Source organism: Sulfurivirga sp., from assembly GCF_015490265.1.
In the GTDB taxonomy this organism is placed as follows: domain Bacteria; phylum Pseudomonadota; class Gammaproteobacteria; order Thiomicrospirales; family Thiomicrospiraceae; genus Sulfurivirga.
Map to the genome: position 1 here is coordinate 1 of NZ_WFYD01000056.1, position 14,774 is coordinate 14,774.

20 protein-coding genes are annotated in these 14,774 nt (G+C 66.2%); 17 read left to right on the forward strand and 3 right to left on the reverse strand.

The window, feature by feature from the left end:
• Both argH and F8K16_RS03750 read right to left on the reverse strand, forming a co-directional pair.
• Window positions 1–715 (reverse strand): argininosuccinate lyase (gene argH, locus F8K16_RS03745; RefSeq protein ID WP_294947124.1); only part of this gene is annotated, 715 nt, incomplete at its 3' end.
• Window positions 716–775: 60 nt separating this feature from the next.
• On the reverse strand, window positions 776–1,300 hold the full coding sequence (locus tag F8K16_RS03750) for a thioredoxin fold domain-containing protein (RefSeq protein ID WP_294947127.1): 525 nt from the start codon (window positions 1,298–1,300) through the stop codon (window positions 776–778).
• 87 nt (window positions 1,301–1,387) lie between these two features.
• Between F8K16_RS03750 and F8K16_RS03755 the strand changes: the two genes are divergently transcribed.
• The 14 genes from F8K16_RS03755 to F8K16_RS03820 all read left to right on the forward strand — a co-directional run bounded on the left by F8K16_RS03755 (window position 1,388) and on the right by F8K16_RS03820 (window position 11,168).
• On the forward strand, window positions 1,388–1,717 hold the full coding sequence (locus F8K16_RS03755) for a low-complexity protein (protein ID WP_294947130.1): 330 nt from the start codon (window positions 1,388–1,390) through the stop codon (window positions 1,715–1,717).
• A gap of 124 nt (window positions 1,718–1,841) precedes the next feature.
• Window positions 1,842–2,663, forward strand: a complete 822-nt coding sequence (locus tag F8K16_RS03760) for a DUF692 domain-containing protein (RefSeq protein WP_294947132.1) — start codon at window positions 1,842–1,844, stop codon at window positions 2,661–2,663.
• Window positions 2,656–3,396 (forward strand): putative DNA-binding domain-containing protein, encoded by a 741-nt coding sequence (locus F8K16_RS03765; protein WP_294947135.1) that lies wholly within the window; start codon window positions 2,656–2,658, stop codon window positions 3,394–3,396. The genes F8K16_RS03760 and F8K16_RS03765 overlap by 8 nt, the downstream gene beginning before the upstream one ends.
• Window positions 3,371–3,958, forward strand: a complete 588-nt coding sequence (locus F8K16_RS03770) for a sigma-70 family RNA polymerase sigma factor (protein WP_294947138.1) — start codon at window positions 3,371–3,373, stop codon at window positions 3,956–3,958. Before F8K16_RS03765 ends, F8K16_RS03770 begins: the two co-directional genes overlap by 26 nt.
• Window positions 3,955–4,209 carry a zf-HC2 domain-containing protein gene (locus tag F8K16_RS03775; protein ID WP_294947140.1) on the forward strand — a complete coding sequence of 85 codons (255 nt, stop codon included), beginning with the start codon at window positions 3,955–3,957 and terminating at the stop codon, window positions 4,207–4,209. Before F8K16_RS03770 ends, F8K16_RS03775 begins: the two co-directional genes overlap by 4 nt.
• Entirely contained in the window at window positions 4,206–4,727 is a 522-nt protein-coding gene (locus tag F8K16_RS03780) for a hypothetical protein (protein ID WP_294947143.1), read from the forward strand. The genes F8K16_RS03775 and F8K16_RS03780 overlap by 4 nt, the downstream gene beginning before the upstream one ends.
• A gap of 27 nt (window positions 4,728–4,754) precedes the next feature.
• A complete protein-coding gene (locus tag F8K16_RS03785; RefSeq protein ID WP_294947146.1) occupies window positions 4,755–4,880 on the forward strand; it encodes a hypothetical protein in 126 nt (41 codons plus the stop codon).
• A 33-nt stretch (window positions 4,881–4,913) separates the two neighbouring features.
• Window positions 4,914–5,861, forward strand: coding sequence for a hydroxymethylbilane synthase (hemC, locus tag F8K16_RS03790; protein WP_294947148.1), 948 nt, complete (start codon window positions 4,914–4,916; stop codon window positions 5,859–5,861).
• Window positions 5,858–6,586 carry a uroporphyrinogen-III synthase gene (locus tag F8K16_RS03795; RefSeq protein WP_294947150.1) on the forward strand — a complete coding sequence of 243 codons (729 nt, stop codon included), beginning with the start codon at window positions 5,858–5,860 and terminating at the stop codon, window positions 6,584–6,586. The genes hemC and F8K16_RS03795 overlap by 4 nt, the downstream gene beginning before the upstream one ends.
• Entirely contained in the window at window positions 6,579–7,823 is a 1,245-nt protein-coding gene (locus tag F8K16_RS03800; protein WP_294947152.1) for a hypothetical protein, read from the forward strand. The genes F8K16_RS03795 and F8K16_RS03800 overlap by 8 nt, the downstream gene beginning before the upstream one ends.
• A gap of 1 nt (window position 7,824) precedes the next feature.
• Window positions 7,825–9,030, forward strand: a complete 1,206-nt coding sequence (locus F8K16_RS03805; protein ID WP_294947155.1) for a heme biosynthesis HemY N-terminal domain-containing protein — start codon at window positions 7,825–7,827, stop codon at window positions 9,028–9,030.
• Window positions 9,027–9,890: a DNA/RNA non-specific endonuclease gene (locus F8K16_RS03810; RefSeq protein WP_294947157.1), complete on the forward strand. Its 864-nt coding sequence runs from the start codon at window positions 9,027–9,029 to the stop codon at window positions 9,888–9,890. Before F8K16_RS03805 ends, F8K16_RS03810 begins: the two co-directional genes overlap by 4 nt.
• Before the next feature lie 68 nt (window positions 9,891–9,958).
• Complete coding sequence (locus F8K16_RS03815) at window positions 9,959–10,372, forward strand: hypothetical protein (protein WP_294947159.1); 414 nt, start codon at window positions 9,959–9,961, stop codon at window positions 10,370–10,372.
• Between the two features lie 130 nt (window positions 10,373–10,502).
• On the forward strand, window positions 10,503–11,168 hold the full coding sequence (locus tag F8K16_RS03820) for an OmpA family protein (protein ID WP_294947161.1): 666 nt from the start codon (window positions 10,503–10,505) through the stop codon (window positions 11,166–11,168).
• On the opposite strand, the gene hemH is transcribed toward F8K16_RS03820, so the two are convergent.
• On the reverse strand, window positions 11,169–12,281 hold the full coding sequence (gene hemH, locus F8K16_RS03825; RefSeq protein WP_294947163.1) for a ferrochelatase: 1,113 nt from the start codon (window positions 12,279–12,281) through the stop codon (window positions 11,169–11,171).
• A gap of 134 nt (window positions 12,282–12,415) precedes the next feature.
• Between hemH and F8K16_RS03830 the strand changes: the two genes are divergently transcribed.
• From F8K16_RS03830 to cobT, 3 genes are read left to right on the forward strand one after another with little or no spacing between them, the layout of a single operon-like run.
• Entirely contained in the window at window positions 12,416–13,180 is a 765-nt protein-coding gene (locus F8K16_RS03830; protein ID WP_294947165.1) for a type III pantothenate kinase, read from the forward strand.
• 1 nt (window position 13,181) lies between these two features.
• Window positions 13,182–13,676 (forward strand): bifunctional adenosylcobinamide kinase/adenosylcobinamide-phosphate guanylyltransferase, encoded by a 495-nt coding sequence (gene cobU / locus F8K16_RS03835; protein ID WP_367122702.1) that lies wholly within the window; start codon window positions 13,182–13,184, stop codon window positions 13,674–13,676.
• Entirely contained in the window at window positions 13,673–14,704 is a 1,032-nt protein-coding gene (cobT, locus tag F8K16_RS03840) for a nicotinate-nucleotide--dimethylbenzimidazole phosphoribosyltransferase (protein ID WP_294947169.1), read from the forward strand. Before cobU ends, cobT begins: the two co-directional genes overlap by 4 nt.
• Window positions 14,705–14,774: the final 70 nt, after the last annotated feature.

The following is a 14,774-nucleotide window of genomic DNA, read 5'->3' on the forward strand; positions in this document are numbered from 1 at the left end:
CGGAGACACCGTCCAGCGAGTTTTCCCCCACTCGCTCGAAGCTCAGCAGTTCAGCGGTATAGTGGCGGTCGATGGGATAGGTGGTGCCCGCCAGCGCCGCCGAGCCAAGCGGGCTGGTGTTGATGCGCTTGCGCGCATCCAGCAGCCGCTCCGCGTCGCGGTAGAGCATCTCGAACCAGGCCAGCATGTGGTGGCCGAAGGTGACCGGCTGGGCCGTCTGCAGATGGGTGAAGCCGGGCATGATGGCGTCATGGTAGCGCTCCGCCTGCTCGATCAGGCCGGCCATCAGTCGCCTGAGCTCCGGCAGAATGCGCTCGTCGATCTCATCGCGCAGGTAGAGGCGGATGTCCGTGGCCACTTGGTCATTGCGGGAGCGGCCGGTATGCAGCTTCTTGCCGGTGATGCCGATCAGCTCGGTCAGCCGCGCCTCGATGTTCATGTGAATGTCTTCCTGCGCGATGGAGAACTCGAACTCGCCCCGTTCGATCTCGTCCTGAATCTGCCTCAGGCCGCGTTCGATGTCCGCCAGCTCCTCGTCGGTGAGGATGCCCACCCTGTTGAGCATGCGCGCATGGGCCAGCGAGCCCTGAATGTCCTGCCGGTACATGCGCCGGTCGAAGGGAATGGAGGCGGTGAACGCCTCCACGAATTTGTCCGTGCTCTCCGTCAGTCGGGCCGAGGAGAGTTTTTCCTTGCTGGCCTGGGTGTCGCTCATCTTGTCATCCATCGTTGCGGAAAAATAAGCATGTATTTTACGGCACCTGCCCCATGCCGGTCAGAAGCGCACCGGCGAGTGACCCAGCTTTTTCAGCGCTTCCTCCAGCCGACTGAAAAGCGTCTCCGAGTAGGTTTCCACCGTGCCGCCCGGCAGCCCCACCAGCGGCTCGGTCAGCGCCCGGCCTTGACCGTCCACGATCCACACCGTCGGGGTCAGGTCCACGTCAAAGCGCTCGGCGAAGGCGTGATGGGTGGTGTGCCGGCCGGCAAAGTCCACCAGCGGCAGGTCGTCCCGGTCGATATGCACCACGCGGAAGAAGGCTACCTTGCCCTCATAGTCCGGATTGGCCGCCATGGGCGCCAGCACCTCTTCCTTGAGAAGGGTGCAGAACTCGCACCAGCGCGCCGAGAACATCAGCACGATGGGAATGCGCCGTGCCGTCGCCTGCTTGCCCAGCGCATGGAGATCCGAGGCCGATTTCAGCGTCGCTGCTTTTGCCGGTGCGTGGCTCTGGGCGCTGGCGCCCATAAATGGAAGCAGAGTCAGCAGTGCAATGGCTAAAAGATTTTTATGCATGTTCATCTGTCACGTTTTATGTCTACAATCGACTCTACCGGTGAGCGCACGTGTGCGCACCCGTTTCAATGTCATCATTATGGAGAGACCGACATGAGCAAGTCCAACAAAACCATGAAGAATCTGGGTCTGGCCGCCGCGGCCGCTATGGCCATGGGCACTGCCCAGGCCGCCGACAACCCCTTCGCCGTGGAAGGTGCCCAGGCCCCTTCCATGCAGCTGGCCATGATGGAAGGCAAGTGCGGAGAGGGCAAGTGCGGCAACATGGACATGGGCAAGAAGAAAGGCATGGAAGAAGGCAAGTGCGGCAACATGTCCGGCAAGGGCGAGAAGAAGGGCATGGAAGGCAAGTGCGGCAACATGGGCGGCAAGAAGAAAATGGAAGGCAAGTGTGGCGAGGGCAAGTGCGGCAACATGAAGTGAGCCACCTTCCCCTTCAACGGGCCGTTTGGGCCCGTTTTTTCTTTCCAGAGCCGCTTGGGGGCGGCTGCGGCAAGAAAATTTCCGGGCGCTTCGGCGCCGACCCAGCAAAATCAGGGGAGACCCCATGAAAAGCACGCTCAAGGCCGGTCTCGGACTGCGCCGCGACTTCATTGACGAGGTGGTGCAGCGGGAGCGGGTGCCGGTGGACTTTTTCGAGGTGGCGCCGGAGAACTGGGTGCGCCTCGGCGGGCGCTACGGCCGTCAGTTCCGTCAGGTGAGCGAGCGCTACCCGATCATCTGTCACGGCCTGTCGCTGGATCTGGGTGGTCCGCGTCCGCTGGACATGGAGATGCTGGCCGACTTCAAACGCTTCTTTCGCGAGCACGGCATCCGTTACTACAGCGAGCATCTGAGCTACTGCGGTGATGAGCAGGGCCACCTGTATGATCTGATGCCGCTGCCCTTCACCGAGGAGGCGGTCCACTATGTGGCCGGGCGTATCCGCCAGGTGCAGGACTTTCTCGAGATGACCATCGCCATTGAGAACATTTCCTTCTATGCTCTGCCGGCCAGCGAACTGAGCGAGATCGAGTTCGTGCGCGCCGTGCTGGAGGAGGCCGACTGCCGCCTGCTGCTGGATGTGAACAACACCTATGTCAATGCCGTCAACCACGGCATGTATGATGCGCGGGACTACATCGCCGCCATGCCCACCGAGCGCATCGCCTACCTGCACATGGCCGGCCACTATGACGAGGCCGAGGACCTCAAGATCGACACCCACGGCCAGCCGGTCAAGGAGGACGTGTGGGATCTCTACGCCTTCACTCTTGACACCCACGGCCTGCAGCCCACCCTGCTGGAGCGGGACTTCAACATTCCGCCACTGGACGAGCTGCTGGAAGAGCTGAACCGCATCCGCGACATCCAGGCCCGCCATGACTGACTGCGACTTCCGCACCATTCAGCGTCAGTTCACCCGCGCCATCCGCGCTCAGGGTGACTACACGCCACCCTGTCCGGCGGCCCGTCCCATCGAGCCGCGTCGCTTTGCCGTCTATCGGGAGCTGTTTCTCAACACCGTCAGCCAGTTCTTCGCCAGTCTCTACCCGCTGACGAAGGAGGCGGTGGGCGAGGCGCGCTGGCGGACGCTCATGGAAGCCTTCCTTGCCCATCATGGCGCGCACACGCCCTACTTCCACTGGCTGGGGCGGGAGTTTCTCGCCTTTCTCGAAAGCGACGCCCATGTGCCGACGGATGATCCCCCCTGGCTGATCGCGCTGGCCGACTGGGAGTGGCAGGAGGTGGCCGTGGACATTGACGAAGCCGAGGTGCCGCCTTTCGAGCCGCATCAGGTGACGCTGGACAGCGTGCTCAGGCGCAACCCCACCGCCCGGCTGTGCCATTATGACTGGCCGGTGCACACCTTCTCGCCCGGCGCCACCCTGTCGCCACAGCCCACCACCCTGCTCATCTGGCGTGACGGGGAGGATGAGACCCACTTTGCTGCACTGGCGCCGCTGATGGCCGCCCTGGTGGAGGCGCTGGAGACGCCGCAGGCGCTCCGTCCCCTGTTCAGTGAGATCGAACAGGGGTGCGGTCAGCCGGCGGAACAAGTGTTCGAGCAGGCCCGCCCTTTTCTGCAGCAACTCTATGACCAGTATGCCCTCTGCCGCTGAGCTGACACCGGATGAAGTGCGCCGCTGGGTGGACGCCTGGGGCGACCGTCTGTATCAGTATGCGGTGTTGCAGTGTGGCGACCGGGAGGCCGCTGCCGATCTGGTGCAGGAAACCTTCGTGGCCGCATGGCGGCAGCGCGCCGCCTGGTCGGGGCATGGCAGCCCCTACAGCTGGCTGCGTGGCATTCTGCACCACAAGATTCAGGACTGGTGGCGCATGCAGCAGCGCCTGCGCGAGCAGGTGGACGACCGGGTTGATCCGCTGGAAGCGGAACTGTTCGACAGCCGCGGTCACTGGGCCGGCGCGTCGGCGGACCTGTCACCGGAGACCCTGTGCGAGCGGGACGACTTCTGGCGCTGGCTGGAAGCGTGTCTGGAACAGTTGCCTGCGTTGCAGGCGGCCGTCTTCCGTCAGGCGGAACTGACACCGGCGCAGCGGGAGGAAATCTGCCAGCGGCTCGGCATCACCAACGAGCATCTGCGGGTGCTGCTCTACCGGGCGCGGCTGCGGCTGCGCACCTGTCTGGCCAACGCGGGGTTCACCTCGGAGGAGGGTTCATGAAATTCATGCTCAGCTGTCAGGAGGCCACCCGGCTGTCCAGTGATCGGCTGGATACGCCGCTGACGCCGGCGCAACGCTGGCCGCTGGCGCTGCATCTTTTCATCTGCCGCCATTGCCGCCGATTCGACCGTGACCTGCGCCGCCTGCACCAGTGCGTGCGCAACGCCGATGGCGGTCAAGTCTTTATCAGCCTGCCGCCACAGCGCAAGGCGGCCATTCTCCAACGGCTCGAACAGGAGGCTCAGGCATGAACCGTCAGACCTACATTGACAACCTCTGCTTTCTGCAGCCCTACAGGTTGTTGCGCCAGACGCCGCGGGTGACCTTCTACGCGCTGGATGATGTCATCCCCGGCCTGTGCGGCATCGATCTGGTCATTCACGAGCCGGGCGCGCGCAGTCCCACCATTCAGGGTCAGGATGTGTGGTACTGGTACATGCATCCCCATCAGGAGGACAAGCTGGTGGTGCACGCGGGCAAGCGCATCGTGGAGCTCTACTCGCCCGCCCATGGACGGGTGGAGGTGTTCGAGGTGACCCCCGGTGAGGTCTTTCACAATGGCCGGCGCATCAATGACGCGCCGGCCATGCTCGGCTGGCCGCCCGGCACCTTCCACCGCGTCTATTCGCCCGAAGGCAGCGTCTCCACCAACTACGCCGGTCGGGAGGACGGCTTCGATCTGCGCACCAACTTCAACATTTACCGGCTGGATACGGACACCGGCGAATACGAAGTGGTGCGCCTCGGCGCCGAGGATCAGCCGGAATGACTCCCGCCCGGCAGGCCTTCCGGGCATGTGGCTGGCCGTACTGAAGCCATCACCGGCTTCATCGTGCAGCAGGCGCTGTTTTTCCTCGGCTATGGGTGCCATGTCAGCCTCGACGGGTGGATCCATCGCCGCCAGGTGAGGGCGAGGGGGTAAACTAATGTCATTTTTCATACGGGAACCCGCGCCATGTCCAAGACCCATCTGCGTATCGCCACGCGCAAGAGCCCGCTGGCCATGTGGCAGGCGGAATTCGTCCGTGACCGCCTGATCGAGGCACACCCCGGTCTCACCGTGGAGATCATCGGCATGTCCACCCAGGGTGACCGTATTCTGGACGTGCCACTGGCCAAGATCGGCGGCAAGGGGCTGTTCACCAAGGAGCTGGAGGCGCGCATGCTCGCTGGCGAGGCCGATCTGGCCGTCCACTCCCTCAAGGACGTGCCCATGCAGCTGCCGGAGGGCTTCGCCCTCGGCGCCATTCTCCAGCGTCATGCGCCCACGGACGCCTTCGTCTCCAACAGCCATGAGCGTTTTGACGACCTGCCCGCCGGGTCGGTGGTGGGCACCTCCAGCCTGCGGCGCAAGGCCCAGCTGATGGCGCGGCGGCCCGATCTGGTCATCCGTGACCTGCGCGGCAACGTCAACACTCGGCTGGCCAAGCTGGACGCCGGTGAGTATGACGCCATCATTCTGGCCACCTCCGGCCTTGAGCGCCTCGGCATGGGCGAGCGCATCCGCCATGAGCTGGCGCCGGAGGTGAGCCTGCCGGCGGTGGCGCAGGGGGCGCTTGGCATCGAAATCCTCGCCGATGACGTCGATACCACCGCGCTGGTGGCGGTGCTCAACGATGCGGACACTGCCGATTGCGTCACCGCCGAGCGGGCCATGAACCGTCGGCTGGAAGGGGGCTGTCAGGTGCCCATTGGTGGCTACGCCGTGCTGGAGGGTGACACCCTCTGGCTGCGGGGGTTCGTGGCCGAGCTGGACGGCAGCCGCATCATCCGGGCCGAGGGCCGCGCGCCCCGTCAGGAGGCGGAGCAGCTGGGTGAATCGGTGGCGGAAGCTCTGCTGGCACAGGGCGCCGGCGAGATTCTCGAGGCCATCTACCGCGCCCATCCCGACGGGGTCAAATGAGCTGGACGCTGCTCAATACTCGCCCCGCCCATCAGGCCCGCCCGCTCACCGAGGCGGCTCGGTCGCTGGGCTATGAGGTGATCGAGTGCCCCACCCTCTACATTGCCTGCATGCCCTGCCGCCAGCCAGCGGCCGGCACCTGGATCTTTACTTCCGTCAATGCGGTGCGCTGCTGGATGGCGCAGCACCACCGCCTGCCTCGCGGTCGGGTGATCGCCATCGGCCCCAGAACCGCCGAACTGCTGGAAAGACATGGGGTCTCCCCCATTTTTGCCCTGCCGCGGGAATTCCGCTCCGAAAGCGTGCTGAAAATGGCCCTGTTCGACCCGAAAAAGCGCTCCGCGGGCGAGGCCGTGGCCATCGTCAAGGGTGAGGGCGGGCGCGCGCTGCTGCGGGATGCCCTGCGGCAGCGGGGCTGGAACGTGCAGGAGGTGGCATGCTACCGGCGCGTGCGCCGTCCGCTGTGTGAGGGGTGGGATGCCTTCCGGCAGGCGCACAGGCCGCTGGTGCTGGCCATGAGCGTGGAGACCATCGAGGCGCTGGAGGCCGCTCTGCCCGAACCGGAGCGGACTTGGCTGCGGCAGCAGCCGCTGCTGGCGCTGAGCCCGCGCATCGCCGAGGCGCTGCAGGCGCGGGGCTGGCAGGGAGAGATGGCCGTTGCGAAGCAGCAGGATGCCTCTGGTATGATTGCACTTCTTGAACAGTGGAAGCAGAAAAATGACTGAACGGACAGGTCGAGTCATCGACGCCGAAAAGGTGGAAAACACCGAAACGGAAACCCTGGAAAAGGATCGCAAAGCCGACGAGGGCGCGCAGAAAAAGGCGTCCGCTCCCAGGCGGCGCAGTGCCGACTGGCTGGCGCGCCTGCTGGGCGCCGTGGCGCTGGCCGGTGTGGCGGTGGTGTGGGCCAACCGTCAGGAGCTGACCCAGCTGATCGAGAGCCAGAACAAGCTGGACGCCCGGCTTGCCATTCTGGAAAAACAGGTGCGTCAGCAGCAGCCGTCTCTGGAGGAATTCAAAAAACGCCTGAAGGAGTTTGAGGACCAGCTGGAGGCGCTCAACACAGAAGTGGACGCACTTAACGAGAAAGTGCTCAACCCGGCCAACGAGCCGGTGATCACCAAGGGCGAGGTGGAACAGCTCAAGAAGCAGCTGGACGCCATGCAGCAGCGCATGGCCACGCTCGCCGAGCGCTGGCAGAAGACCCTCAAGGAGCTGATGCCGCCGCCGGGTGAGGCAGATCAAGCGCTCAAGCCTCTGCAGCAGCAGTTGCAGCAGCTGGGTGAGCGTCTGGGCAAGATCTTCGAACAGTCCGCCCGGCCCGCGACGGGCGCTGCCGGAAAGGCCGCCGGAAACGGGCTGGATCCCTTGACTCTGCAGCAGTGGCTGCTGCGGGTCAACACCGAATGGCTGCTCAATGGAGACGTCAAGCAGACCCGCGAGCGGTTGCACGCCATCGAGCAGGCGGTGCAGCTGAGCGATCTGCCCAACGAGAGCAAGATCGCCGTGTTGCGCGCCATCGGGCGGGACTTGGCCTATCTGGACAGCTATGAGAAACGGAGCAAGGCCGACGCCAAAGCGCTGGAGCCGCTGCGCAAGTGGATCAAATCGCTGCAGCCGCCCAAGAGCGCGACGGTGGACAAGAACGGGCAGGCCGCCGGTGAGAGCCTGACCGAGCGCCTCAAGGGACTGGTGGAAATTCGCCGCCGCAGCGAGGGTCCCAGCACGCCCGAACAGCTGATGACCTTCGACCTGTTCAAGCAGCGCGCCCTGCTGCTGGTGGATGAGATGGCCTGGGCCTACATGACCCACCATGAGGATCTGTTCGTCACCACTCAGGGGCGGCTGTGGGAGCTGTTCCAGCGTCAGTATCCGGCCAGACTGGCCGACCTGGAAGCACGCATGAAGGACCTGCCCAAGCCGGTCAAGCCCAAGCCCCTGAGCAGCGCGGAGGCGCTCTGACATGGGGCGGATCATCACCGTTGCGCTGGTCTTCGTCGGCCTGACGGCACTGGCGACGCTGGCGCTGTATGACAATGGCCGGCTGGCGCTGGTGTGGGGTGACTGGGTGGTGGAGATGTCCGCCACCCTCGCTGTGGCGCTGCTGATTGCGTTGCTGGTGGCCGCCTATTTGTTCACTCGTCTGGCGGTGTGGCTGTGGACCTTTCCGCGCCGCTGGCGCGAGCGCCGGGCGCAGAAGCGTCTGGCCCGCGCCGAAGCCGGCATGGGGCAGGGACTCATGGCGGTGGAGCATGGCGACTGGCGCGCGGCGGAACGGGCGCTGATCAAAAGCGCCCGCTATTCCGACAACGGGGTCATGTATTATCTGGCCGCCGCGCGCATGGCTCACAATCAGGGTGCGCGGGACCGGCGCGACCGTTATCTGGCCGAGGCACGCGAAAAGTATCCGCAGGATTACGTCACCATCGCGCTGGTGGAAGCCCGCCTGCGGCGGGACGAGGCGCCTGAGGAGGCCCGCGCGCTGCTGCAGGCGCTGGTGGACGAGGGGGTTGACACGCCGGCGGTGCTGGCCGAATACGCCGACCTGCTGGCCGGGCAGGAGGACTGGGCCACCCTGCGCGCGTTGCTGCCGAAGCTCAAGCGGCGCAAGGCCATGGACCGGGACGCCCTGCACCAGCTGGAGGCGCGCATGTGGGCTGGCCTGCTCCAGCAGGCGGAGGACCGGGAGGCGCTGGAGAACATCTGGGGCTATCTGGACAGCCGCTGGTGGCGGGATCCGCGGGTGCTGGCCGCCTATGTCACCCGCCGGCGCGAACTGGGTGATGAGACCGGTCTGGCCCACCTGATCGAAAAGGCCCTGCGCCGTCAGTGGGATGCGCGGCTGGCCTATCTCTACGGTCTGATCGACGATGGCCCGGCCTTCGAGCGCCTTAAGAAAGTGCAGAAGTGGCTGCGCCAGCATGGGGACGACCCGGTGCTGCTGCTGACCGCCGGCCGGCTTGCCTGTCAGGCGCAGCTGTGGGCGCAGGCGCAGGACTACCTCAGGCAGAGCCTGCGGCTCAAGCCCGCCGCCGAGACCTTCGCCACGCTGGCCCGCTGCTATGAGCGGGAGGGCGAGCAGGAGCAGGCGGCGCTCACCTGGCAGGCCGGTCTTGAAGCGCTGGGCGGGCAGGAGACGCCCTTGCTGGAGGCTCGTTCCTCCTCATGAGCCGGCGTCGTCGTACTCCAGACTGGCGCAGGCTGCTGCGCCGCCCGTGGCTGCTGGCGCTGGCGCTCCTGCTGGGGCTGGGCGACTATGCCCACGAAGTCTATGTGGAACGGCCGAAGATGGCCTGGCAGGGCGTGCCCCAGAGCGTGCGCAGCGATCTGACCCATCTGACCACCCATGTGCTGCGCAATCCGGGTTTCATGCTCGGCTATTCCGAGTGGAAGGGCGCCCCCCTGTGGGTCACCTACCGCCTGTTCCGTCCCGAGAGGGGTTACCGCGTGGGCAGACGCCCGCCCTTCAGGCCTGACTGGCGCACCCTGCGGCATGTCACGCCCGACGACTACCGCCATACCGGCTACGACCGGGGCCACATGGCGCCCAACTACGCCATCGCGAAGCTGTATGGCCCCGAGGCGCAGCGGGCCACCTTCCTGATGAGCAACATCACCCCCCAGCGCAAGCGGCTCAACCAGAAGCTGTGGCAGCGCATCGAGGAGGCCGCCATCGACCACTTCACCCGCCAGTTTGAGAGCGTGTGGGTGGTCACCGGTCCCATCTGGGACGCGCGGCCCCGCTATCTGGGTCATACCCGGCTGGACATTCCCGACGCCTTCTACAAGATCTTCATCGGGCTGGACCGCAGCGGCCACCCCCATCCACTGGCCTTCATCGTGCCGCAGAAGGTGCGGGGCTTCGAGCCGCTGAGCCGTTTCGTGGTCACGGTGGACGAGGTTGAGCGACGCACCGGGCTGGATTTCTTCTGGCGCCTGCCGGACGCGCAGGAAGAACGGCTGGAGCGCCGTGTGGAGCCGTACCGTTTCCGTCTCGAAGCGGTCAACCGCCGCCGTCCGCGCTATTGAAGCCATAAAAAATTGACGGAAACAGCTCGAAATGATGCAATACGCCTGATTCAACAGAGGAGATCATCATGAACGACAACGTGAGCCCCACCCCTGACAGCGCTCCCTCCACGGAAGTCACCCCTGCGCCCGCGACCCAGTCCGTATCGGAAGACAGCCTCAGCTGGGCCAGGATCATCTATTTCCTCTATCTGGGCGGACTGGTCGTAGGCATCAGTGCGCTGGTGGGCATCGTGATGGCCTATGTCAAGCGCAAGGAGGCCGCCGGCACCTGGCTGGAGAGCCACTATCGGTTCCAGATTGCCACCTTCTGGTATGGCCTTCTCTACATGGTGGTGGGGGCGATCACCTCTGCGTTCATCATCGGCTGGTTCGTGATTCTGTGGTGGCTGATCTGGCTGATCGTGCGCTGCGTGCGTGGCCTGGACAAGCTGGGCAAGCAGGAGCCCATCAGCGGCGGGTTTTTCTCCCTCGGCGAGTAAGCCGAACGGGTCTGTCGACACAGGCGGCCTGCGGGCCGCTTTTTCGTTGGCGCGACCGCAAGGGTTTCTCCATGCTCGTGCCGTGAAAATGCCTATCATGATAGGCAAGGACAACAGGGAGGAACCCGCCATGAAAACACTTCGCAACATGCTGATCGCCACCGCCGTCAGTGTCAGCCTGGCCGGCTGCGCCAACATGAGCAGCCGCGAGGCCAATGACGCCAAGCACGCCGGTGCCGTGGCGCTGGGCGCGCTGGCCGGCATCATGCTGGGCAACCAGTTCAGTGACAACCCCGTGGTCAAGGGGGCCATGGGTGTGGCCGGCGGTTTCATCGCCCACAAGATCTACGAAGACCTCAACAAAGACTTCAAGAACGATCCCAACGTGGAGGTCAAGCCGGTCACCGTGGACGGGCGAAATGCCATCAATGTCAGCCTGCGCAACGTGCATTTCGCCGTCAACAGCGCCGACCTGTCCTATGAGGACATGCAGAAGCTGGACAAGGTGATTGAGACCGTGCGCGGACGAGACGTGGACATTCTGGTCATCGGCCACACCGACAGCACCGGGCCGGAGGACTACAACATGGAGCTGTCGCTGGCGCGGGCCAACAGCGTGCGCAACTACATGGTGCGCAAGGGCATTCCCGCCAGCCGCATCGCCACCCGTGGCAAGGGCGAGCTGGAGCCGATCGCCGACAACAGCACGCCGGAAGGGCGGGCGAAGAACCGTCGGGTGGAGATCTATCTGGTGCCGCGCGAGGATGGCACAGGCAGCGGCCAGCGCCGCTACTGATCAGCGCCGGGCGCCACGGGCCCGGGCGCGCTGCTGCCGCGCGGCCAGCAGCTCGGGCGTCTCCACTTCCCCTTCCGCCTCCGGCCAGCCGGCCAGATGCTGGCGGAGCACGGCGGTCAGCGCCGCGATATGGTCGTCCCGGTCATTGAGGGCGGGAATGTAGCCGTAGCGTTCGCCACCGGCCTCCATGAAATATTCCCGGTTTTCCTCGTCGATCTCCTCGATGGTCTCCAGACAGTCGGCGGAGAAGCCGGGACAGATCACCTGCACATGCTTCACGCCTTCGCCGGGCAGGCGTTTGAGCGTCTCGTCCGTGTAGGGACGCACCCACTCCTCCTTGCCGAACAGGGACTGGAAGGTGGTCATCACCTGATCCTCCCGCAGTCCCAGCTGCTCCCGCACCAGCCGGGTGGTGGTGAAGCACTGGCAGGGGTAGGGGTCGCCGCCTTCCCAGTAGCGGCGGGGAATGCCGTGGTAGGAGAAGATCAGCCGATCCGGCGTGCCATGCTCGGCCTGATATTCGCGGATGCTGGCCGCCAGCGCCTCGATGTAGCCGGGGTGGTCGTGGTAGTGGTTGACGGTGCGCACCTCCGGCACCCAGCGCCACCGCTTCAGTGCATCGAACACCGCATCGAAGGTGGAGCCGGTGGTGGCGCCGGCATACTGGGGGTAGAGCGGCAGCACCAAAAGCCGTTGCACGTTGCGTGCGCGCAGCCGCTCCAGCGCGCTGAAGATGGACGGGTTGCCGTAGCGCATGCCCAGTGCGAAGACCACCTCGCCGGACACCAGCGGGGCGATCGCCGCCTCCAGCTTCTCCATCTGCCGGTGGGAAATGTCCAGCAGCGGCGAGCCGGGCCCCATTTTCCCCCAGATCTCCCGGTAGGCCTCGGCCGAGCGTTTGGGCCGGGTGGTGAGGATCATGGTCTCCAGAATCAGCTTCCACAGCCAGCGGGCCGGTGGTGGCTCCACCACGCGCGGGTCGGAGAGGAACTCGCGCAGGTAGGGTTTGAGCGCCTGCGGCGTGGGGGCGTCCGGCGTGCCCAGATTGGTGATGAGAATGCCCAGCCGTCCGGGCTGGCCGTGGTCGAAGTCGGTGGTGCCGAGATACTGCATGGAAAATCCGTCGCATGAAGGTTGCGCCCAGTTTACGGGCAACGGCCCCGCAAGCCAAGCGGCTCGCACCGTCTGCGGGGTTCTGCCGGCACAGCTTTGTGTAAGATAGTGCCTCTTTTTTCAATGGATGCATCATGAAGCTGCTGTTTGACATCGGCAACAGCGCCCTCAAATGGGGGTGGCTGGACGGAGAGGGCGCATTGCGCTTCGGCGGGCGGCTGGACTGGCCCACCCGGCCGGATGCGGTGCTGGCCCGGCTGGACGAGCGCCTTGAGGGAGCCGAAGTGCATGACACACTGGTGGCCAATGTGGGGCCACGTCCGGCGCTCTACCCGCTCCTGGCGGCGCTGAACGCCCGTTCCGGCCACCGGCCCCGGCTGGTTTTCTCCGAGCCGGCCTGTTGTGGCGTGGAGAACGGCTACGCGGATTTCTCCCAGCTGGGGGTGGACCGCTGGCTGGCGCTCATCGCCGCCCGTGTCCGTCTGCCGCAGCGCAAGCGCATTCTGGTGGTGATGGCCGGCACGGCGGTGACGGCGGATCTGCTGGAAGGGACGCAGCATCAGGGTGGCATGATCGCGCCGGGGCCGGCGCTGATGCGCCGCTGTCTCACCGGCCAGACGGCCAATCTGGCGCAGGCCACCGCCAGTTCTCCGCCCACGCCCGCAGACACCGGGCTGGCGCGCACCACCCGGGATGCCATCGAGGCGGGCGTGCACTACATGGCCGCCGCCCATGTGCAGGCCCTCTACACGGATCTGCGCGCCGCCGGCCCGCTGGCGCTGGTGCTCGGCGGCGGACTGGCGCCGCGGCTGGCGGAGGTGCTGGATGTGCCCCGGCTGGAACTGGCGCGGGATCTGGTGCTGGAAGGTCTGGCCGAGGTGGCGCGGCAGGATGGCTGAGGTGCATCTGGTTCTGGGCGGGGCGCGCTCCGGCAAGAGCCGCTACGCGATGGGGCTGGCCGAGTCTTCCGCCCTGCCGGTGACCTTCATCGCCACCGCCCGGGCGCTGGATGAGGAAATGGCTGCGCGTATCCAGCGCCACCGTCAGGAGCGCCCCGCCCACTGGGAGACGGTGGAGGCACCGGTGGATCTGGCCGGGGCGCTGGATGTGATCAGTCCGGGGCGGTTTGTCATCGTGGACTGCCTGACCCTGTGGCTGCTCAACTGCATGGAAATGGATCGCATGGACGCGCTGAGGGCGTTCGAGCGGGCGCTGGAAGCCCATGCAGGCCCCGTGGCGCTGGTGAGCAACGAGGTGGGCATGGGGGTGGTGCCCGCCGACCGGCTCAGCCGCCGCTTTGTGGATGAACTGGGCTGGCTGCATCAGCGTCTGGCCGTGCGGGCGGACCGGGTGACGCTGATGGTGGCCGGTCTGCCGCTGGAGGTGAAGGGATGAAGATCAGGACACTGGATCGGGCCGCCATGGAGGCGGCGGAGCTGCGTCAGGCGCAACTGACCAAGCCGTCGGGCGCGCTGGGCGAGCTGGAGCGGCTGGCCATCCGGCTTGCGGGCATGCAGGGCCGGGTGTGCCCGCAGGTGGAGCGGGTGGCCATCACCGTCTTCGCCGCCGACCACGGGGTGACGGTGGAAGGGGTGTCGGCCTTTCCCGCCGAGGTGACGGCGCAGATGGTGCTCAACTTCCTCAACGGTGGGGCGGCCATCTCCTTGCTGGCGAGGCATCTGCGTGCCCGGCTGGAGGTGGTGGATGTGGGCGTGGCCGCCGAGCTGCCCGCCCGTCCCGGGCTGGTCAGCGCCAAGGTGGCGCCGGGCACGGCCAATCTGGCGCGGGCGCCGGCCATGACGCCGGAGCAGCTGGCCGACGCGCTGGCTGTGGGCCGCGCGGCGGCGGAACGGGCCGTGGCCGACGGTTGCGAGCTGTTCATCGGCGGCGAGATGGGCATCGGCAACACCACCGCCGCCACGGCGCTCATCTGCGCGCTGACCGGTGGCGACCCTCACGCGTTGACCGGCGCCGGCACGGGGGTGGATGATGCGACCCGCGCCCGCAAGGCTGAAGTCATCGCCCGGGCGCTGGCCCTGCACGGCGCTGCCCTGGCCAATCCTTCCGAGGCGCTGCGGCGGGTGGGGGGTCTGGAGATCGCGGCGCTGGCCGAAGCTTTTCTGGCCTGCGGTGAGGCGGGCGTGCCGGTGCTGGTGGACGGGGTGATCGCCAGCGCGGCGGCACTGGCCGCCTGCCGCATGGTGCCGGAACTGAGCGACTGGCTGCTGTGGGGACACCGTTCGCAGGAGCCGGCCCAGCAGGCGGTGTTCGAGGCACTTGGGGCGCGCCCGCTGCTGGATCTGGACATGCGTCTGGGCGAGGGCAGCGGTGCGGCGGTGGCGGTGCCGATCGTGCAGGCCGCCTGTCGGCTGCACGGGGAGATGGCCACCTTCGCCGAGGCGGGCGTGAGCGATGCGCATTGACCTGCTGCGTCACGGCGAGTGCGCGGATGAGGCCTTTCTGCGTGGGCGCACCGACGCGCCCCTGACGGAC